This is a genomic window from Arenibacter arenosicollis, from assembly GCF_014397245.1.
Lineage (GTDB): Bacteria > Bacteroidota > Bacteroidia > Flavobacteriales > Flavobacteriaceae > Arenibacter > Arenibacter arenosicollis.
The window spans coordinates 23,546-43,725 of sequence record NZ_JACLHY010000007.1 but is presented as its reverse complement, the minus strand read 5'-3'; the positions used below and the strand labels follow the sequence as shown (position 1 = coordinate 43,725).

Sequence of the window (20,180 nt, the reverse complement as noted above, 5' to 3'; positions counted from 1 at the left end):
GTAATCGGTATGCACTTGAACGGACAGGTGTAAGTCACTTCGAAATGAGCCTCATTTACTGGCGATTGACAAGTCACACAAAATCGGTTGTAGGAGCTCCTATTCTTTTTTTGGCTCCAAATACTTCTAACTACTCAATTCTATTAACTAGACTGCCTTGACTTACTACCAAGTATTGGCTAATGCACAATGGCAATTCTGGGATAATTATTTTTTAGTCGGTTCAAAGATCAGTAGTGATTTCTGGGTTTTTATAATCTCCTCTTTGTTCATCATCATTTTTCGAAATTTCCCCTGATTAAACATTTCGGCCTGATCGTCATAATGTTCACTGAAAGGATTCCCTGATTGCCCCGTAGGAAGGATACTGGTACTATTTTCAATATCCGAAAAGTCGATCACCCTCCTTGTGGACGGACCCGAAGTAACAGGGTAAAAACCTGTATCGTCATATTTAAAGTACATATTGTTGATGACCTCCCTTGTTCCGGAAACGGGAAAAGGGCCAACATTAAAGAGAGACCTAAGGGCTTTGATCTGCCCTATGGGATGTCCGTGTTCCAAGGTGTGCAGCTTATTCCATGTCCATTTGTTGGGGTTTTTTCCAAATTCCTCTTCCAGAGACTGGTAGGCTTGTCTAAAGGAAAGGTTTACCCTTTCTTTTTTTGTTTCTACACTGTCCGTGGTGGTTACATCGTCCCACCATACTGAGGTTTCCTTTTCGGCCATATGTGCTATTAGGCGTTTGTGGAAGTGGGTGTCCAACATTTGCCCAAACATCTCTGTTCCCAGTTCATCCGCGAAAGTATTCTTCAATATAAAATATATCCAGCGATTGTAAATACCGGGTTCTACTTGTTGCAATTGACTACTGCCGTCCCATAAGTTTAATTTGTCTAGGATAGCGATCTGTTTATCGTTCAATTGCTCCACTTCCATGCTTTTGGATAAATTGGTAACCACTTCGGTATTTACCATAGAGGTATCATCCAACATCATCTCCTGTACGGCCTCCCTGTCCCAGTCATCTTTAGGCTCTAAAAGAGATACAATTCGCTTCGCCCTATCCTCGGGCAAATAATAACCAGGGTATAATTTGCCGTTTATGGAGTCCGGCTGATTGTTGGCGGAATACACATAATTCCAAGACGGATTAATGGCCATGGGGTTTTCAGAAAAATCCAAATATCGTATGGGTTCATCTTTTCCTGTACTTCCTTCCAAAATAAACTTGGTATTGGTGCTATCCGGCATTTCGTATAATTTTGCCGTAGCAAACCATGCTACATTGCCCATTGCATCGCCATACATCAAGTTTAAACCCGGCGCGTGTACATTGGGAAGTGATTCACGGAATTCTGATAAATTTTGGGCGTGCGACATGCCATAAAGCGCATCCAAGATTTTGTTTTCCACTTTTGTATAGATCCAGGACATGGCTATTGGGCGTGTATCCGATACCTGATCGGCAATTCCATTTAGAATTGGACCGTGATCTGATTTTTTATAGGTGAACATGACATTCTTCTTCCCTTTTACTTTTATAGTTTTGGAAATAACTTCATATTTTTTCCATCCAGAGGGTGTTTTATAGGAGTTGGTGTCATCCTCATTTTCTTCCACATAGTAAAAGTCTATATCATCGTTTTCAAACATAGTAATCCCATATGCCAACTTCCTATCATGGCCCAAAATGGGAAATGGGACTCCGGCCAAATGATAGCCATACTTTTCGTAGGTAGGGGCATTTACATGTGCTTCATACCAAACGGAAGGTTGTGCAAAACCAATATGGGGATCGTTGGCCAATATAACTTTGCCATTCTTGGTCTTATTAGGGGCTATGACCCAGGAATTGCTCCCTTCGAATAGCGGGACAGGAAAATCCTCAAGCACCTCGGAAACGAGGCCGGCAACCTCATTTTTAATAGAATCGCGAAGGGTAGGTTTATAATTTTTTATCAATGTTGAATTGGGATCTGTGTTTAACCCCAAATCAGTTAAATAGTCAGGTCCTAATTTGTTCTTGATGTTGGTAAGCAAAGGATCGGTCTTATGGGCCATGGCAAAATCAAAAGCCATATAACCAATGGTATTATAGATATCCTTCAGTGTAAATGGTGTTTTTTCCAAACCCGTAAGATGAAATTCAATGGGTGTAGGACCTTCCTTTATATATTGATTTATTCCATCCAAATAAGCTTGTGATAACCGAACCACGGGGCTATTTTTGGAAATCATTTCCACAGTCTTTGAGGAGGCATCATCTATACCTAAGGACAAAAAGAATTTATCAGTCTTTAGCATGTCCTCACCAAAAATTTCCGAAAGTCCACCTTTGCCGATCCTACGCAACAATTCCATTTGCCATAATCTGTCCTGTGCATGTACATACCCCAGACTTCTAATGGCATCTTCTTCAGAGTTTGCATAAATATGCGGTATACCATAGGTATCAAAATAAACTTGCACCTTGTTGTTCAGCTTATCCATTGTCTTGGTTCCGGTATATTCAGGACTATGTGTGTAGATATATACAGCACTGCTAAGGGCCAGGACAACCACGATTCCCAAGATTATCCAAAGTAACTTTCTAAATACTTTCATATATGTGTTTACCTAATTAAAGGTATATTAATTTAGGGTATAAAAAAAGTACCCCTAGAGGTACTTTAATTTTTTTTATCAGATTATTCTTTCAGAATCTTAGGGCTTTAACAGGGTAAATTCTATTAAAGAAGTGTTGTAAACACGATGTGTTTGCTTTTGAAAATCCTCAGGTTTTGCTTCAAAAATGTTATCTACATAGGTCTGTGGATTAATATCTATATAAGGAAACATGGTACTTTGCACCTGTACCTGTAGTTTATGTCCCTTTTTAAAAGTATGGAAAACATCCTGAAGCTGAACATTTACCTGCGTCACCTCCCCTGGCACAAAAGGTTCAGGTTTTGAAAAATTGTTTCTGTATCTGCCTCGCATGGTCTCGCTGCGCACCATTTGATGATAATTTCCCATTTTTAAATACGACTGGGTTTCTTCATAGTTCTCATGATTGGCAGGGTATACGTCTATTACTTTTACGATCCAATCAGCATCAGTACCTGAGGTGGAAACACTTAGTTTTGCCAAAATATCACCGGCGAGGGTAAGGGGTTCTTCCAAAGGTTCGGTCTCAAAAACCAAAACATCGGGTCTGCGTGCGGCAAAACGCTGATCATCTGTCATGAACTTACGTGGGGTAAACACCATTTTTATGTCCTCGGTATAGGGTACCGGTTTTTTAGGGTCACTAACAAATTCCTGAAATGAATATTCCCTGGTTGCAATTTGTCCAAGTCTTTGGTTGCGCTGTAGGGAATAGGTTTCCTTGGTGGTGTTTTTGGGAGGCCAGCTATCAAATGTTTTCCATTCTTTGGCACCGGTATCAAAAACATAGGCTTCGGGTAAACCAGTGGTCCCTCCCTCTCCTTTAAGAAAGTGATTAAAAAATTTGGTTTCAATATTCTCCTGATAGAATTTGGATATATCATCCCCAAAATAAACATTGCCAATGGCCTGACGTTTTGTTTCTTTGGACCAGTCCCCGTGGCTCCAAGGTCCCATTACGATTGTATTATAATTGGAACTGTTTTTTTCTATATGCCCGTAGGTGTTTAATGGTCCGTATAGATCTTCGGCATCAAACCACCCTCCTACTGTCATCACTGCTGGTTTAATATTTTCCAGATGCTGGATTATTCCTCGCTTTTGCCAAAAGTCATCATAATTTGGGTGCTCTTTTAATTGTTGCCAAAAGACATTATCTTCCTTATAATACTTATCCAAATTGGATAGTGGGCCGGCATCCAAAAAAAACTGATATTGGTCTTCCGTCCCTAATTCCGGGAAAGAATACCATTCTTCGGTGGTTGGTTGGTCTTTCATATAACCAAATACCGCTGTAGCCCTCCAATAACTAAGTAAATACGCCCCGTTATGATGAAAATCGTCGAAAAAGAAATCCCCGATCGGAGCTTGAGGTGAAACCGCCTTTAATGCAGGATGGGCATCTAGCAGAGAATAGGTAGAATAAAATCCGGGATAGGAAATTCCCCAAACACCTACATTGCCATTGTGGTTTTGAACATTATTGATCAACCATTCTATGGTGTCATAGGTATCCGATGCCTCATCTACTTCCCCTTCTTTTTTATTGGGAATATAAGCCCTCATGTTGTCGTAAACACCTTCACTGTTCCATCTACCCCTTACATCCTGATAGACCACGATATTCCCTTCTTTCATCATTTTTCTATTGGGCGATATCAGGGCTTTATATTCATTGGAACCGTAGGGCCTGCAACTGTATGGCGTCCTGGACATAATAATGGGATACTTCTTGGAAGTGTCCTTGGGTGAATAAATGGTGGTATGCAATTTTATTCCATCCCGCATAGGAATGGTGATTTCTTTTTTGTTGTAAAAATCGGAGGGATTATACGTATCAACAACTCGGGTATTGGTTTTATTTGTGGAAGGTTGTATTCCTATTCTTCCACATGATACCAGGATAATAGCTGATAAAATAAATATAATCTTTCTCATGAAGGTTGAATTTGTTTTAATTGAATTCGTAGAATTTTATGCCCATTTCACGATTAATAACCTTGTCAGTGACAAGGTTTAAGCGTTAAATCACCAAGAACACTTTTATGTGGGTCTTATTTAAGCTGCCCCAGTTCCTTGAAATTACTTACTCCTTGTCTTAACCACTCCTTATAGGTGTCCCGATCTGTATATTGGACGGCAGTGTTCAAAATTTCCAAATCAGGGGAAAGAAGGACATAATAAGGTTGTGAAGCTGCGTTGAAATTTAAAGTTTGGAAAGTACCCCATTTTTCACCAACGGTATTTATTTTCTTTACGCGTCCAGACTCGTATTTAAAATGGAATTGTTCCTCTTCGGGCAATTCCTTTCTGTCATCTATATACAGCGATATTAAAACATATTCGTCTTTAAGTATGGGATAGATATCCGGCTCGCTCCATACCGTTTCCTCCATTTTTCTACAATTTACACAGGCCCAGCCCGTAAAATCCAGCAGGACCGGTTTGTTTACTTTTTGTGCATAAGCAAGGCCCTTGTCAAAATCCTTAAAACAATCTATTCCCAAGGGACAATCGCTCTCTGTTTCAAAAACACTGTAGAAATGAGGTGGTGGAAAACCGCTCAACAGTTTTAAATCGGTAATTTTCGCTAGGCCCAATATCAGATAGACGGCAAAAGCGGTACTAAGGATTGCGGTAAGCTTCCTGCCAATCGACAAGCGTTGTTTGGGACCGTCATGAGGAAATCTAAATATTCCGAATAAGTAAAGGGAAAGCAATACGAATAATAATATCCATATCCCTAGGAAAATTTCCCGTTTAAAAAATCCCCAATTGCCTACTAAATCGGCATTGGATAGAAATTTAAAAGCCAACACCAGTTCCAAGAACCCAAGGGTAACCTTTACCGTTGTCATCCATCCTCCAGATTTTGGCAAGGAATTAAGCCAAGTAGGGAACAATGCAAATAGGCCAAAGGGCAAGGCCAGGGCAACTCCAAAACCGACCATCCCCATGGAAAGGTTGGTAGCCACATCTCCGTCTGCCAAGGCAGTGCTTCCCAATAATCCTCCTAAAATAGGACCGGTACAAGAGAAGGACACTATGGCCAAGGTAACTGCCATAAAAAAGATGCCAAAAGCACCTCCCACCTTGGTGGAGGCCGAATCCATCTTATTGGCCCATGAACTTGGAAGGGTTAATTCATAATATCCAAAAAACGAGAAAGCAAAAAATATGAAAATGAGAAAGAAAAATAGGTTCAGCCAAACATTGGTCGCAATGGTGTTCAATATTTGTGAATCTACAGAATCGAACAGATGGAAGGGCAAACTCAATAAAAAGTAGATAAGTACTATAAAAAAACCATACAAAAGAGCATTGGCTATCCCCTTGGATCTATTTCCTCCCTGCTTGGTGAAAAAGGAAACCGTTAAAGGTATCATCGGAAAAACGCAAGGCGTTAAAAGCGCAATTAACCCGCCTAAAAAGCCCAAAACAAATATGGTCCAAAGCCCTGACTTTTCATTTACGGCATTGTCATCCCCGTTAACCAGCAATTCCTTGTTCTTTAGGTCCAGCATTAAAGCACTGCTCATGTCCAGACTACGCTGGTCTACTGTCTGGTCCGCAACAATTACTTCTTCGCCCGTCAGGGAGATATGGAATATTTCATCCTTTGGGATACATACCTCTTTGCAGATTTGATAGAACAAACCAACATCGACCTGAGTGACCTCTGGATTTAACAATTTTATTTTTTGGGTAAATATAGCCTCGTCCTTAAAGAAAGTTTCATCTACCTCAAAAATATCGGAGTATTCGGTTTGGGTCTCGCTTTCTGTTGTACCACCCACCAGTTCATAGTCCTCCCCAACTTTTTCAAAAGAGAACTCGCTTGGCAAGGAGCCATTTTCATCTGTAAATTGTGAATATATATGCCAGCCTTCATAAATATCGGCCTTAATAATCAGATTATATTCGGTATCCGATATTTTTTCTGCTTCATAGGTCCATCTTGCCGGATTATCATCCGACTGGGAAAACCCCAAGAAAAAACCGAACACCAATAAAAACAATCCTAATATATGTTTCATTATTCGAAAATAATCTTTAATATTTCTTTAGTACTTTCTGTAATTTTGAAACGGTCATCGGCACGTTTGCCAATGACCCAAACAATATCATGCCCAGAACACAACAACCATTGGTTCTCCTTGGCAAAGATATCCATCTTCTCATCCTTGAAATATTTTGATACCTTTTTCTTACCTAACATTCCAAGTGGGTAAAAATAATCCCCTTTTTCGCATTTACGGACAGTTAGGGGGTACTTTAACTTTTCTTTATCTACGTAAAGCGCTTTAGGGGAACTCTCCCCCATAAATTCCATAGTACTAAATTTCAAGGAAATAGGTTCTACTAAAATCTCTTGTCCCTCTACAATAGTAATAACCTTAGTATCCTCTTGTTCTTTTGGTTTCAGTAATAAAAAGTCCCGATCTTTCAGCAATCGATGTGTATTTGAATGTAATTCCTTTCCGCTACTGGCACCTAGTAAATCGTAAATGTCTGCCCATTGTGTAAAACCGAAATCCCTAAAGAAATGAAATAGATAGGCTTTGGTAGGATGCAGAGCCAATAGTGCGGCTACTTTTACCTTTTCTACCTCGCCGGCTTTAGTGAACAACTCACGCCTTAAATGGGCGATATGGGTGGCTGATATTTCTTGTGTCTGTCCAAGATATTCCTGAGTCTTTAAAAAATTGCTTAAAAAGTTGGGGTTTAGTTCCTTTAGTTTAGGAATTATATTATGGCGGATGTTATTTCTTAGATATTTTGTGTTTTCATTACTGGTGTCTTCTCTCCACTTCAAATTGTGTTCTTCGGCATAGGCTACAATTTCCGCTCTGGAAAATTTTAACAAGGGCCTGGAGATGGTATTTGTGTGTGACGGTATGCCAGTTAGACCTTCGATACCGGTTCCCCTGGATAAGTTGATAAGAAAGGTTTCCAAACTGTCATCTGCGTGGTGTGCTGTAACCAAGGTCTTTATATTGTTTTCTTCCATTATTTCCGAAAACCATTGATAGCGGAGTTCCCTAGCTGCAATTTGCAAGTTCGTTTTATGTCTGGCCATGTAGCCATGGGTATCAAAACTAGTTACAAAAATATCCTTGGCGAAGGACGCTGCCATAATTCTTACATGTTCTTCGTCCTTATCACTTTCCTCACCACGTAATTTAAAGTTGCAATGTGCTATTGTGAAATCCATTTTAGAAGTAAAACACAAATGGGCCAGAACCACACTGTCTATTCCGCCACTGCAGGCCAATAGAAACTTGCCGTCTTTTAGATGGGGAAAGTACAGGTCTATGTGGTTCCTAAAATTCTCTAGCACAGCGCTAATTTACGTAACAAAAATGATTGCAGCTATATCTGGCCGTAGAAGTGGTTCATCCTGTTTGTTAACCATGAAGCAATTAAATCCAAAGTACCTTTGCAGCCAACATCTTTATGTAATTCGTGATAGCCGCCCTCAATTAACTGAAGTTCAGTTTTGTTGGAATTTTCGTGAAAGCTTTGGGTTCCACGATAATCTATAATTTTGTCTCCTGTGCCATGTAGTAAAAGGGTTGGGATCTTTAGCTTATGACCATTATTTATGGCCCATTCCCCTGCTTCCATTATTGGAAAGGAATACATTGGGCTCACTCTATCATGAACCAAGGGGTCCGCAATATATTTTTCTACCTCCTGGGCTATTCTAGAAATGTGCTGGGGATTTAAACCAGATGACATGGTTATGGAAGGAAAAATTTGCAACATTGCCTTTCCTAAGGTCATTTTCCACTTGGGAGGTTGAAAGGCCAATTTGAGATAAGGGCTGGAAGCTACAATTCCGGTGAAATCCGATTTTATCCTTAAAGCATGGTTCAACACTAAATTCCCGCCCATACTATGCCCGTAAAGGAAAATGGGTTTATTGGGGTTTAGTAATCTTGCCTTCGCGAAAACAATATCCAACAACTCTATCAATGCGTAATAAGTGAGGCAATGACCCCGTTTTCCACCCGATTTTCCATGTCCTATATTGTCATAACCAAAGACGACCAAATTTTCTTTCAAAAGTCTAGGGACAACATCTTCCAGGTATCGGCTGGAATGTTCACCAAATCCATGGACCAGGATAACTGCTCCTTTCTCTATTTTAGGTCTGGCATACCAGGCATAAATAGGGATGGTTTTATATTGAATATCAAGCATTTTTATATCCATAGAACTTAAAATATAAAATATTACTTACACCTAAATTTATTAAAGGTTAAGGTAGATGGAAAATTGGTGATTAACAAAAATGAATTATTAATTTTCAAGCACCTGCCTCATGGCCTTTGCCTTAAGGAGGCATTCTTCATACTCCTTTTCAGGAATTGCCTTAGCGGTTATGGCGCTCCCAACGGAAAAAGAAACATATTGGGCCGTATTGTTATACAGAATACTTCTAATAACTACGTTAAAATCGAAATCGTTTTCAGGGGTAAAATAACCTACAGTGCCCGAATAGAGCCCTCTTTTTGAAGCTTCCAGGTCCTCTATTATTCTCATGGCGGAAACTTTTGGAGCTCCGGTCATACTACCCATGGGAAAGGTCTCCATTATAATATCCACAGGGTTTGCAGTGCTGGGAACTTCTGCGGATATGGTGGAGATCATTTGGTGCACTTGATCAAATGAATATACTTTGCACAATTCCTCAACTTCAACGGTTCCTTTTAAGGCACTTTTGGAAAGATCGTTTCTTACCAAATCCACGATCATAATATTTTCCGCCCTTTCCTTTGCATCATTCTCCAAGGTTTTTAACAACAATTTGTCTTCGTTTATATCCAAGGAACGCTTTGCAGTGCCCTTGATGGGTTGCGATATAATCTTGTTATTTATTTTTTTAATATAACGTTCGGGAGAAGAGGATAATAGGTATTTATCGTTGATTTTTAAAAAGGTTGAAAACGGTGCACGGGTAATGGAATTTAGCTTTTGATAAGTCCTCAATGGATTAATGATCGTATTTTCAGCATAAAATTCCTGACAAAAGTTGGCTTCATAAATATCTCCTCTATGTATATGGTTGAGCATTTTACTTACACGCCTAAAATAGTCGTCCTTAAAAATTCTTAGTTTAATGCGAATGTTGGATTCAACCTCCAATTCAGTGGTAAGTGCATCATTTTGATTATTGATGGACACAAAATCCGTTTCAATTTCATCTGCCACCATGTTCAAATAATGGAAGGTGACCACTTGGCCCTCTATCCTTATTATCTTCTTTGGTTGAAAAAAGTATAATTCCGGAAAATTCAATCCGTCAATATTGGCAGAGGTAAGGCGTTCAGTATCATTTTTTAGATCATAGGATAAATATCCAAAAATCCAATCCTTGGCGTTGGATTGGTATGTTCTTAAATCTTCAAAGGCATTTTGGGTGTCGGTCACAATCGATGTTAGTGCGTCCACTGCAAGCATTCCATCAAAGGAGCTGTATTTGCTTTTATGTCCGTTGCTGTCCAGCCAAACAACTTCGTAATATTGTTGTGACCAGAGTAATAAGGATTGCTTAAAACTTACAATGTCCGAGACAGTAAATGATACCTTTTTTCGCAAAGATTGTTAAATTTGTGATAAGAATATTTCCAAAGCGTTTTTATGGGCCAAGGCGAGTTCAGGGTCCGTTATACCCTTTGACTCTTCAAAGGTATGGTTAAAGGATGGTAATGAAAAGGTGGCTACCACTTCCCCTCCAAAACGCGGTAAAATTCCTTTGGTAACCTCCAAGGAACCCATGGCTCCCCTTCTACCCCCGGAACAGGACATGAGTAAAATCTTAGTGTCTGCCAGGTAATTCCTGTCCACTCGTGATAACCAATCCAATACATTCTTAAAATATGCGGACGGATTACTATTGTGTTCGTTTACAGAAATAATCAATCCATCTGCACTCACAATCTTGTTCTTTAGGCTCTTAAGCAAATCGGAATACCCTTCATTTCTTTCCAAATCCTCACTAAAAACAGGAAAATTATAATCCACCATATCTATTAGGCTAATATCGTGATTCTTAATAAGTGAGGTAGTATATTTTACCAATTTATAATTAATGGAGGTGCTGGAGTTGCTCCCTGCAAAGGCCAAAATACGAGACATCCGAAATAATTTAATAATTGAACAACGAAAATACCGTAAAATAGATTGAATTGCGAGGAATTTGTATAATTTTGCACCCGCAAACATCCAAAACCACTGTTATACAAGTATATAGGATGTATACGAAGCTACTATGGGCAATAACAACCTGAGACTTTATTTTATTGATGCTATGAGGGCATGGGCCATCCTTATGATGTTGCAAGGACATTTTGTGGACGGATTGCTTGACAATGTATTTAGGGATAATTCCAATAGCGTATATTCTGTATGGAAATATTTCAGGGGCGTTACCGCACCAGTGTTCTTTACTGTATCCGGTTTTATATTTACCTACCTATTAATAAAAGGAGACGAAATTGGCTTTAAAAACCCTAGAGTAAAAAAAGGGATTAAAAGGGGCTTGCAATTATTGGCTATTGGCTACTTACTTAGATTAAACTTTTTTGGATTATTGAAAGGTCAGATTTACGGTTCATTTTATCTGGTAGATGTTTTGCATTGTATTGGTCTTTCTATTTTGGGTATTATCGGAATTTATCTACTTACGATTACAAGAAATAAATACCTATTCCCAGGGGTGTTATTGGTAACCACCCTGGTTTTATTTGTATTTGAACCCAACTATAAACAATACGCCCATCATTACCTGCCTGAGTTATTGGCCAATTACCTAACTAAGGCCAATGGATCCGTATTTACAATTATGCCTTGGTTTGGGTATGCAACCATAGGTGCTTTTATGTCGGTATTGTTTACCAGGTTCAAGAATTTCAAATATTTATATCCGGCAGCCATAGCCAGTTTTACTCTTGTTGGCTTCGGTCTTTTGTTTTATTCCTCAGGTTTCTTTTTAAAGTTATATAACTGGACAGGGATGCTTATTTTTTCGAAGGTTTATTTCAATAACTATCTGTTTATAAGATTAGGGGATGTATCCTTGGTTTTTGCCGTATTTATGTTATTTAGAAGATTTATGAGTAATAGTACAGTGCTGAAAATAGGCCAAAGTACTCTCTCCATTTATGTGATTCATTATATCATATTGTATGGAAGCTTTACCGGCTTGGGACTTTATTACTTCTTAAACCATAGCCTTTCCCCTTCTATCGTAATTCCAGGCGCCTTAGCCTTTATGATAGCAACTACGGTATTGGCCTTACAATATGAAAAGAACAAAGTTTTTATAAAACTGCAATTATCCACTGCTGTCAAGACAGTCCAACTAAAAGGCGAGTCTTGGTTGAATGAAGAAGGTCAACCCCTTTTAAAAGCTTTTGTCCTAAAAACCAAGCTGACGTTGATACGCTTATTTAGATTGGTAAAAAATTAGTAGTACACGCTTTTTTCTAATTTGCTTTCCCTTATTTTCGCACAAAAAATATAAATGAGCGATACGAATAATAAGTTTGCCCCGGTAGCGGTCGAATTGGAGAAAGATAAAAAATATAAGTGGTGTACTTGTAGCCATAGTAGTGTTCAACCATTTTGTGATGGTTCCCACAAGGCCGAAAACGCCACACCCCCTTTGGTCTTTATTGCAGAAGAGGATAAAAAGGCCCATTTGTGCACCTGTAAACTTACCAAGAATCCACCATTTTGTGATGGTACCCACAAGTTGTAAATGCAATTTGTATCCTGATAAATAATATTTAGGGAATTACTATAATATAATAGCCCCGTTAGACACAATCTAACGGGGCTATTATTATCAATCTGTTCAATTATTTAAACATGCAAAGCTCTATTGTCAGTAGCTGCTAAGGCGGCCTCTTTCACGGCCTCTGCAAAGGTTGGATGTGCATGGCTCATTCTGGAAATATCTTCGGCCGAAGCTCTGAATTCCATTGCTGTTACCGCTTCCGCAATAAGATCTGCCATTCTGGCTCCGATCATATGGACTCCCAAGACTTCATCGGTCTCTTTATCCGCCAATATTTTGACGAAACCATCCAAATCCATACTAGCCCTAGCTCGTCCCAAGGCACGCATAGGAAACTGACCTACTTTATATTCAACTCCAGCTTCTTTTAGTTCTTCTTCTGTTTTTCCTACGGCGGCTACCTCAGGCCAGGTGTATACCACACCTGGAATTAGGTTGTAATCTATATGTGGCTTTTGTCCGGCTAATATTTCTGCAACGAATGTTCCCTCCTCTTCTGCCTTGTGCGCCAGCATGGCACCCCTTACCACATCTCCAATAGCATAAATATTGGATACACTGGTCTGTAAATGTTCATTTACGGCAATGGTCCCGTTCTTTTCCATTTTTACTCCGGAAGCTTCAATGTTTAGCCCATCCGTAAAAGGTCTTCTGCCTACTGAAACCAAACAATAGTCTCCGGTAAAAGTTATCTCTTCCCCTTTTTTATCCTCAGCTTTTACAATTACTTCTTTGCCTTTGGCCTCTACAGATTTAACCTTATGTGATAAATTAAATTTCACCTTTTGCTTCTTCATTACTTTCAAAAGTTCTTTTGAAAGTGCTCCATCCATCCCAGGAATAATGCGGTCCATATATTCGATGACCGTTACCTCTGCACCAAGGCGTTTGTATACCTGTCCCAATTCCAATCCAATAACACCGCCCCCAATAACTATTAAATGTTTGGGTATTTCTTTGAGTTTTAAAGCTTCCGTTGAGGTTATGACACGCTTCTTGTCCAATTTTATAAATGGCAAGGTGGATGGCTTGGAGCCCGTGGCAATAATTATATTTTTAGCCTCAATGGTTTCTGTTTTGCCATCGTTCTTTTTAATGTTGACATGGGTTGCATCCTTAAAACTTCCCAAGCCCTCATAAACATCAATTTTATTTTTATCCATTAGGAACTTGACCCCTGAACAAGTTTGGTCAACAACCGATTGTTTCCTGGCAATCATTTTTTCAAGGTTAACCTTGATTTCACCCGGAATTTCAATTCCATGATCTTCAAAATGCTTAACGGCATCTTCATAATGGTGGGAAGAATCCAATAATGCTTTGGAAGGAATGCAACCTACGTTAAGGCAAGTTCCCCCTAAAGTTGAATATTTTTCTATTATAGCAGTTTTCATTCCTAACTGGGCACAACGGATTGCTGCAACATATCCACCGGGACCTGAGCCTATTATGGCTACGTCGTATTGGGTCATATTATTATTGTATTGAAAAGATTAGTTTAATCATTGTGAACACAAAAATACAAATGTTTTGTTGTTGGACAACATTCATATTCCCTGGGATATGAACGTTTTATGGACAAATGTTATTAAATGAATACTTCTGTGGTACTTTTAACCTCATTGATTACAAATGAACTTTGAGTACTTCCAATATGATTTATGGCGGTAAGTTTAGTGATCATGAACTCCCTGTATTCTTCCATGTTGGCCACGTATATTTTGAGGATATAGTCGTAATCGCCGCTGGTGTGATAACATTCGGCTACCTCATTTAATTTGAGTATTTCCCGTTCAAACTGCAGAACATACTCCTTTATATGCTGAACCAGTTTAATATGGCAAAGCACGGTAAAGGCCTTGTCTACCTTCTTTTTGTCTACCAAGGCTACATATTTGGTAACCACCCCCAGCTTTTCCAGTCTTTTTATGCGCTCATATACGGCCGTTACCGATAAATTTAATTGAAGGGCATATTCCTTAGTGGTCTTTTTGCTATCATTTTGTAGCAATCCCAATAATTTTATATCTATTTCGTCAAACTTCATGGTGATATATTTTCTTTGGTTTGGCTATAATTCTCTACTTGGGATAAAAATAAACTAAATATGATATAATTTGTAGATTTATAATCTACATTTTTTCTAATTGGTTGATTTATTACTATTATACCCTTAGTTTTATAGTAAAATAAATATTTTGTTATGGATTTTAAGGCATCAGATGATTTACAGGATTTACAGTATTTTGGTGAATATGGAGGGGTGAATCCTTCTATATCCGATTCTTCTACCTATACGTTTTTATCGGCAAAGACCATGTTCGATACCTTTGAGGGCAATACGGAAGGCTGCTATTTGTATAGTAGGCACTCCTCCCCTTCCAACCTTTATTTGGGAGAGGCATTGGCCGCTTTGGAGGGTACGGAAACTGCCAATGTAACCGCCAGTGGTATGGGAGCTATTAGTGCTGTGATATTGCAGCTGTGCAATGCCGGGGACCATATTGTTAGCAGCAGGACCATTTACGGTGGTACTTACGCCCTGATGAAGAACTTTTTAAAGAAATTCAATATTACAACTTCCTTTGTGGACACTACAAGATTGGAGGAAGTGGCCATGGCCATTACCCCAAAAACAAAAATGATCTATTGTGAGTCAGTAAGTAACCCTTTATTGGAAGTGGCCGATATAGGGGCTCTTTCCAAACTGGCCAAAAAGCATAACCTTCCCTTGGTAGTGGACAATACTTTTTCTCCTTTATCCATTTCTCCTGCCAAATTGGGAGCCGATATTGTTATACACAGTTTAACTAAGTTTATAAATGGTACCAGCGATTGTGTGGCGGGAGTGGTTTGTGGCACCAAAGATTTCTGTTTGGGCCTAAAGGATGTGAATAATGGTGCTGGCATGTTGTTGGGCAGTACATTGGATAGCTTAAGGGCTTCTTCAATTTTAAAGAATATGAGAACGCTGCATATAAGGATGAAAAAACATAGTGAAAATGCCTTGTATTTAGCTCAAAATTTTGAAAAAGACGGATTGCGGGTGGTATATCCAGGATTAAAATCGCATGCTGGGCACGGGGTAATGAAAAAACAATTTAACCCGGAATATGGCTTTGGGGGATTAATGACTTTGGATGTAGGATCCTTGGATAATGCCAATGCCCTGATGGAATTAATGCAGAAAAAACATTTGGGATATTTGGCCGTTAGTTTAGGCTTTTATAAAACTTTGTTTAGTGCGCCTGGAACTTCCACTTCTTCAGAAATTCCTATGGATGAACAATTGGAGATGGGCTTATCCAACGGTCTAATTCGGTTTTCAATAGGATTGGATGACCATATTGATAGGACCTATAGGGCTATGAAAGATTGCTTGGTCCAATTGAAAATTTTAAAAAATATTAAGGCAGGGGTGTAATATTGGGTTTGCAGAACAGATATCAAAATCGTAATATTACGAAGAAACAAATAGCTACTAGATGCAAAACCTTAGCACTAATCCCGCTGGACCTGAGAATGAACATATTGTAGAAAATAAGGAACTAAATATCTGGGAGGCCCTTATCCCAGTTGTTCTTTTAATGATGATGTTGGCCTATAATATTTTCTTTGCCGATGGGGAATGGTTCGGGGAATATTCAAATCAGATTATTTTATTAATCGGTGGTGGAATAAGTGCCGTTGTCGGGTTTTTTAATAAAACCTCCCTAAGAACTATGGGCCTAGAAGTTCTGGAAAATTTAAAAAGTGTTCTCGTCCCAATCATGATATTGTTTTTGGTAGGAGCCTTGGCGGGTACTTGGTTGGTTAGTGGTGTTATCCCCGCCATGGTCTATTACGGACTTAAGGTTTTGAATCCCTCCATTTTTTTGCCAGCTTCCGTGGTAATTGCCGCGATAATCTCCGTGGCTACAGGAAGTTCATGGACTACATCCGCAACCGTGGGTATAGCACTTGTGGGTATTGGGACTGCATTGGGCATTGACCCCGGTATGATTGCCGGAGCGGTAATTTCAGGGGCTTATTTTGGGGATAAGATGTCCCCTTTAAGCGATACCACCAATTTGGCACCCGCCATGGCAGGGACTGACTTGTTTACTCATATAAAGTACATGACCATTACTACCGTGCCTACAATATTGATTACTTTGGTTGTTTTTACGGTAATCAGCTTCAATATAGAGACTTCTGGGAGTGCAGATGTAAGTGCACTATTGGACACTATTAAAAATACCTTTAATATAAGCCCGTATTTATTTATAGTGCCAGGAGTGGTAATAGCGCTCATACTTCTTAAAACAAAGCCACTGATTGCCTTGGGGACTGGTGTAGGGTTGGCTGGGGTGTTTGCCCTATTTTTTCAAACCGAAGTATTGAAAACCCTGTCAGATTCCAATGTTACTGCTATTTTCAATGCAATTTTTATTGATACGGCCATAGTAACCGAAAACGAAAAGTTGAACGAGCTCTTCAGTGCCGGTGGAATGCAAGGTATGCTTTGGACCATATTGCTTATTTGCTGTGCTATGGTATTTGGGGGAATCATGGACGGCATTGGGGCGTTGGCCCGAATTACCAAATCCTTGTTATCCTTTGCAACTTCCGTATTTGGTTTATTTGCCAGTACCGTGATGAGCTGTATTGGGTTAAACGCCATTGCCAGTGATCAATACTTGGCTATTGTTATCCCTGGCAAAATGTTTAAGAAAGCCTTTCACGACAAGGGTTTGGCTCCTGAGAACTTGAGTCGGACTTTGGAAGATTCTGGTACTGTGACGTCTGTATTAATTCCATGGAACACCTGTGGAGCTTACCAATCGAGTGTATTGGGGGTTGGTGTGGCCGAATACTTTGTTTATGCCATTTTCAATTGGTTGAGCCCCTTTATGACGCTGTTTTTCGCAGCACTACATCTCAAAATTAGGCAGCTAAGAACATCTTCGGTAGCTGCTTGATCAGTGGGCATTGGACAAGACATTATTCCAAAATTATTTGTGATTATTTCTGCCGAAATTTTTCAAGGAATTGCCCGATCATCAAATTAGTTGTAGGCAGGTAATGAGTAAACCTCTTTTAATAAAATGGGTAATAGATCAATAATTGACTTTTCTTAAAACTCGCTCCATTTTTAAAAAACATATTTGATATTTTTTAATCATCATGATTGCTATATCGTGAAATTTTACGTTGAATTTTTTACAACTTCGCAAGTAAAATCCATAAAGGGCATAGGTATATACAATAGTTATATTGGAATAAGTTTTTTAAATCCAGAATATGGCAATACGCCTTATTTAGCTGTAATTTTACATCAGAAATTAATAGTATAAAATTTATAAATATGACTTTAGTAGGTAAAAAATTTCCAAATCTTAGCGTGAATGCAATGAACGATTTGGGTGACACTTTCAAATTGAATGTTTTGGAGGAAGCTCAAAAAAACAACAAAAAGGTGATTTTGTTTTGGTATCCAAAAGACTTTACTTTTGTTTGTCCAACAGAATTGCATGCTTTTCAAGCTGCTTTGGGAGAATTTGAAAAAAGAAACACTTTGGTTATCGGTGCTTCCTGCGACACTGCCGAAGTTCATTTTGCTTGGTTGAGTACGGCTAAGGATAATGGTGGAATTGAAGGGGTTACTTACCCAATACTTGCGGACAGCAATAGAAACTTGGCTTCCACTTTAGGTATTTTGGACATTACCAATGAGCAGTACAATGAGGAAACAGGTGTTATCATGGTAGATGGTGACAATGTAACTTACCGTGCTACTTATTTAATTGATGAAGAAGGTACTGTTTTCCACGAAGGAATTAATCATATGCCATTGGGTAGAAATGTAAATGAGTATTTACGTTTGATCGATGCCTATACCCACGTTCAGCAAAAAGGAGAAGTTTGTCCTGCCAACTGGGAAGAGGGTAAAGATGCAATGACTGCTGACAGGAATGGTGTTGCCAATTATTTGTCTGCACACGCAAACTAGGCTCAAGACATAAATATAAGGAGTCAATTGTTAAATAAAATTGGCTCCTTTTTTATAAATTAAAATAAGAAATTATGCTGCTTGAATTGGAAAATGATAATCTTAAGGAGATTATTGATCAAAATAAAAATGTAGTGGTTCAATATTCAGCTACTTGGTGTGGCAATTGTAGAATAATGAAGCCCAAGTTTAAAAAAGAAGCGTCTGCAAATGAGGATATTACATTTGTTCTTGCGGATGCAGAAAAGTTCCCTGAATCCAGAAAATTGGCCAATGTGGACAATCTTCCAACTTTCGCCATATTTAGCGATGGTGAATTTAAGAATCAGGTTCAGACTAATAAATATGACGTTTTAAAAGAATTGATAAGTGAAATTACCAGTAATTAAGCACCTAGCCGGCTTCATCGCGGAAAATGATGAGGACTATGTGTTGGAAACCATAGAAACCTTGGAATCCATAACCGAAGTTTCTTCATTAAAAGATGAGGAACTGGATGTTATTGGCGAATTGATCTCCAATTTATATGGAGCCTTGGAGGTTCAAAAATCTATTAAGGAAGGAAAGCCCCAGAAGGAGGCTTTAAACGAATTTATGCAAAGGGTCGTTGGTTCTATTGACAAATAGATGTAAGGGAATCCATCAAACCAATTGCGGTAAATCCCTCTAACCCTCTGTGTAACTCATTGGTTAGAGGGATTTTTGTTTTATTTATCTTATCGACTAGCTTTTTTGTCCTCCTACTTTTTTATCCATTATTCCTAACATATCAATCATATATTTTTTATTTTCACGCAAAATTTAAAAAGATAAACATGGCTACTGTAACACTTAAAGGAAATCCAATAAATACAATAGGTACACTCCCTTCTAAAGGTAGTGAGGCACCTAGCTTTTCGTTGACCAAAAAAGATTTATCAACCAGTACTTTTTCCGATTATAAGGGAAAAAAAATAGTATTGAATATTTTTCCTAGTGTAGATACGGGTACTTGTGCACAATCTGTTAGACAATTTAATGAGAAAGCGGCAGAATTGGTAAACACCAAGGTTTTATGTATTTCCAAGGACCTTCCATTTGCCCAGAATCGTTTCTGTGGTGCAGAAGGATTGGATAATGTAGAAATGTTGTCCGATTTTAGGGACGGTAACTTCGGAAAAGCTTTTGGTGTTGAATTTATTGATGGACCTCTTAAATCCTTGCATTCCAGATCTGTAGTAGTTGTTGATGAAGAAGGAAAAGTAATTTATACGGAACAGGTTGCAGAAACCGTGGATGAGCCCAATTATGATGCGGCCCTAGAAGTATTGATGGATGCCTAAGGAAAGCTTCTTGGTGAATCGTATAAAGAGTGTGGGTTTCGCTTTTAGGGGAGCCCTACTCTTGATAAGGACAGAATCCAGTATCAAGATACAGGTTTTTATAACTCTGGTGATGACAGCCGCGGGATTTTATTTTGAAATTTCCAACACGGAATGGATACTTCAAATTATGGCCATTGGATTGGTTCTAGGTATTGAAGGCTTAAATACGGCCATTGAGAAAATAGCTGATTTTATCCAACCCGAATACGATGAAAAAATTGGATTTATAAAAGATATTTCTGCGGGTGCCGTTATGTTTGTGTCTATTGCCGCTTCCATTATTGGCCTTATCATATACATTCCAAAGCTTTTTTGATAACCATTAGTAGTACCTATTAATATATCGGCTTTAGACGTAGTTTTCTTA

Annotated in this window: 18 protein-coding genes; 9 read left to right on the top strand and 9 right to left on the bottom strand. The window is 38.8% G+C overall.

The window, feature by feature from the left end; all coding sequences use genetic code 11:
* Window positions 1-207: 207 nt before the first annotated feature.
* From H4O18_RS08950 to H4O18_RS08920, 7 genes are all read right to left on the bottom strand, one after another.
* Window positions 208-2,607 carry a penicillin acylase family protein gene (locus H4O18_RS08950; RefSeq protein WP_187583667.1) on the bottom strand — a complete coding sequence of 800 codons (2,400 nt, stop codon included), beginning with the start codon at window positions 2,605-2,607 and terminating at the stop codon, window positions 208-210.
* 99 nt (window positions 2,608-2,706) lie between these two features.
* Window positions 2,707-4,587 (bottom strand): CocE/NonD family hydrolase, encoded by a 1,881-nt coding sequence (locus H4O18_RS08945; RefSeq protein ID WP_187583665.1) that lies wholly within the window; start codon window positions 4,585-4,587, stop codon window positions 2,707-2,709.
* Between the two features lie 116 nt (window positions 4,588-4,703).
* A complete protein-coding gene (locus H4O18_RS08940) occupies window positions 4,704-6,686 on the bottom strand; it encodes a protein-disulfide reductase DsbD family protein (protein WP_187583663.1) in 1,983 nt (660 codons plus the stop codon).
* A complete protein-coding gene (tilS, locus tag H4O18_RS08935) occupies window positions 6,686-7,990 on the bottom strand; it encodes a tRNA lysidine(34) synthetase TilS (protein WP_187583661.1) in 1,305 nt (434 codons plus the stop codon). The genes H4O18_RS08940 and tilS overlap by 1 nt, the downstream gene beginning before the upstream one ends.
* Window positions 7,991-8,022: 32 nt before the next feature.
* The gene (locus H4O18_RS08930; RefSeq protein WP_187583652.1) at window positions 8,023-8,868 is read right to left on the bottom strand and encodes an alpha/beta hydrolase; all 846 of its coding nucleotides are present in this window, start codon (window positions 8,866-8,868) and stop codon (window positions 8,023-8,025) included.
* Between the two features lie 87 nt (window positions 8,869-8,955).
* Window positions 8,956-10,254 (bottom strand): anthranilate synthase component I family protein, encoded by a 1,299-nt coding sequence (locus H4O18_RS08925; RefSeq protein WP_187583650.1) that lies wholly within the window; start codon window positions 10,252-10,254, stop codon window positions 8,956-8,958.
* Window positions 10,255-10,260: 6 nt separating this feature from the next.
* A complete protein-coding gene (locus H4O18_RS08920; RefSeq protein WP_187583648.1) occupies window positions 10,261-10,794 on the bottom strand; it encodes an NADPH-dependent FMN reductase in 534 nt (177 codons plus the stop codon).
* A gap of 133 nt (window positions 10,795-10,927) precedes the next feature.
* Here H4O18_RS08920 and H4O18_RS08915 point away from each other — a divergent pair, with 133 nt between their 5' ends.
* A complete protein-coding gene (locus H4O18_RS08915) occupies window positions 10,928-12,127 on the top strand; it encodes a heparan-alpha-glucosaminide N-acetyltransferase domain-containing protein (protein ID WP_187583645.1) in 1,200 nt (399 codons plus the stop codon).
* A gap of 54 nt (window positions 12,128-12,181) precedes the next feature.
* Window positions 12,182-12,418 carry a CDGSH iron-sulfur domain-containing protein gene (locus tag H4O18_RS08910; RefSeq protein ID WP_187583644.1) on the top strand — a complete coding sequence of 79 codons (237 nt, stop codon included), beginning with the start codon at window positions 12,182-12,184 and terminating at the stop codon, window positions 12,416-12,418.
* A gap of 104 nt (window positions 12,419-12,522) precedes the next feature.
* On the opposite strand, the gene lpdA is transcribed toward H4O18_RS08910, so the two are convergent.
* Together lpdA and H4O18_RS08900 are read right to left on the bottom strand one after the other, a co-directional pair.
* The gene (lpdA, locus tag H4O18_RS08905; protein ID WP_187583642.1) at window positions 12,523-13,929 is read right to left on the bottom strand and encodes a dihydrolipoyl dehydrogenase; all 1,407 of its coding nucleotides are present in this window, start codon (window positions 13,927-13,929) and stop codon (window positions 12,523-12,525) included.
* A gap of 116 nt (window positions 13,930-14,045) precedes the next feature.
* Window positions 14,046-14,504 carry an Lrp/AsnC family transcriptional regulator gene (locus H4O18_RS08900; RefSeq protein ID WP_187583640.1) on the bottom strand — a complete coding sequence of 153 codons (459 nt, stop codon included), beginning with the start codon at window positions 14,502-14,504 and terminating at the stop codon, window positions 14,046-14,048.
* Window positions 14,505-14,660: 156 nt separating this feature from the next.
* On the opposite strand from H4O18_RS08900, the gene H4O18_RS08895 reads away from it, so the two are divergent.
* The 7 genes from H4O18_RS08895 (at window position 14,661) to H4O18_RS08865 (ending at window position 20,129) form a co-directional block, all read left to right on the top strand.
* Complete coding sequence (locus H4O18_RS08895) at window positions 14,661-15,881, top strand: aminotransferase class I/II-fold pyridoxal phosphate-dependent enzyme (RefSeq protein ID WP_187583638.1); 1,221 nt, start codon at window positions 14,661-14,663, stop codon at window positions 15,879-15,881.
* A gap of 61 nt (window positions 15,882-15,942) precedes the next feature.
* Window positions 15,943-17,418, top strand: coding sequence for a Na+/H+ antiporter NhaC (gene nhaC / locus H4O18_RS08890; RefSeq protein WP_187583635.1), 1,476 nt, complete (start codon window positions 15,943-15,945; stop codon window positions 17,416-17,418).
* Window positions 17,419-17,804: 386 nt separating this feature from the next.
* The gene (locus H4O18_RS08885) at window positions 17,805-18,449 is read left to right on the top strand and encodes a peroxiredoxin (RefSeq protein WP_187583633.1); all 645 of its coding nucleotides are present in this window, start codon (window positions 17,805-17,807) and stop codon (window positions 18,447-18,449) included.
* 74 nt (window positions 18,450-18,523) lie between these two features.
* The gene (locus H4O18_RS08880) at window positions 18,524-18,838 is read left to right on the top strand and encodes a thioredoxin family protein (protein WP_187583631.1); all 315 of its coding nucleotides are present in this window, start codon (window positions 18,524-18,526) and stop codon (window positions 18,836-18,838) included.
* Window positions 18,819-19,076 carry a DUF6952 family protein gene (locus tag H4O18_RS08875; protein ID WP_187583629.1) on the top strand — a complete coding sequence of 86 codons (258 nt, stop codon included), beginning with the start codon at window positions 18,819-18,821 and terminating at the stop codon, window positions 19,074-19,076. The genes H4O18_RS08880 and H4O18_RS08875 overlap by 20 nt, the downstream gene beginning before the upstream one ends.
* 188 nt (window positions 19,077-19,264) lie before the next feature.
* Window positions 19,265-19,771 carry a thiol peroxidase gene (gene tpx, locus H4O18_RS08870; protein WP_187583627.1) on the top strand — a complete coding sequence of 169 codons (507 nt, stop codon included), beginning with the start codon at window positions 19,265-19,267 and terminating at the stop codon, window positions 19,769-19,771.
* Entirely contained in the window at window positions 19,764-20,129 is a 366-nt protein-coding gene (locus H4O18_RS08865; protein WP_187583625.1) for a diacylglycerol kinase, read from the top strand. Before tpx ends, H4O18_RS08865 begins: the two co-directional genes overlap by 8 nt.
* Window positions 20,130-20,180: the final 51 nt, after the last annotated feature.

What these genes read in the sequence shown, in the direction of transcription:
- H4O18_RS08950 (WP_187583667.1), bottom strand. Translation starts at nt 2,607, where the DNA reads ATGAAAGTATTTAGAAAGTTACTTTGGATAATCTTGGGAATCGTGGTT.
- H4O18_RS08945 (WP_187583665.1), bottom strand. Translation starts at nt 4,587, where the DNA reads ATGAGAAAGATTATATTTATTTTATCAGCTATTATCCTGGTATCATGT.
- H4O18_RS08940 (WP_187583663.1), bottom strand. Translation starts at nt 6,686, where the DNA reads ATGAAACATATATTAGGATTGTTTTTATTGGTGTTCGGTTTTTTCTTG.
- H4O18_RS08930 (WP_187583652.1), bottom strand. Translation starts at nt 8,868, where the DNA reads ATGGATATAAAAATGCTTGATATTCAATATAAAACCATCCCTATTTAT.
- H4O18_RS08920 (WP_187583648.1), bottom strand. Translation starts at nt 10,794, where the DNA reads ATGTCTCGTATTTTGGCCTTTGCAGGGAGCAACTCCAGCACCTCCATT.
- H4O18_RS08915 (WP_187583645.1), top strand. Translation starts at nt 10,928, where the DNA reads ATGGGCAATAACAACCTGAGACTTTATTTTATTGATGCTATGAGGGCA.
- H4O18_RS08910 (WP_187583644.1), top strand. Translation starts at nt 12,182, where the DNA reads ATGAGCGATACGAATAATAAGTTTGCCCCGGTAGCGGTCGAATTGGAG.
- lpdA (WP_187583642.1), bottom strand. Translation starts at nt 13,929, where the DNA reads ATGACCCAATACGACGTAGCCATAATAGGCTCAGGTCCCGGTGGATAT.
- H4O18_RS08900 (WP_187583640.1), bottom strand. Translation starts at nt 14,504, where the DNA reads ATGAAGTTTGACGAAATAGATATAAAATTATTGGGATTGCTACAAAAT.
- H4O18_RS08895 (WP_187583638.1), top strand. Translation starts at nt 14,661, where the DNA reads ATGGATTTTAAGGCATCAGATGATTTACAGGATTTACAGTATTTTGGT.
- nhaC (WP_187583635.1), top strand. Translation starts at nt 15,943, where the DNA reads ATGCAAAACCTTAGCACTAATCCCGCTGGACCTGAGAATGAACATATT.
- H4O18_RS08885 (WP_187583633.1), top strand. Translation starts at nt 17,805, where the DNA reads ATGACTTTAGTAGGTAAAAAATTTCCAAATCTTAGCGTGAATGCAATG.
- H4O18_RS08880 (WP_187583631.1), top strand. Translation starts at nt 18,524, where the DNA reads ATGCTGCTTGAATTGGAAAATGATAATCTTAAGGAGATTATTGATCAA.
- tpx (WP_187583627.1), top strand. Translation starts at nt 19,265, where the DNA reads ATGGCTACTGTAACACTTAAAGGAAATCCAATAAATACAATAGGTACA.
- H4O18_RS08865 (WP_187583625.1), top strand. Translation starts at nt 19,764, where the DNA reads ATGCCTAAGGAAAGCTTCTTGGTGAATCGTATAAAGAGTGTGGGTTTC.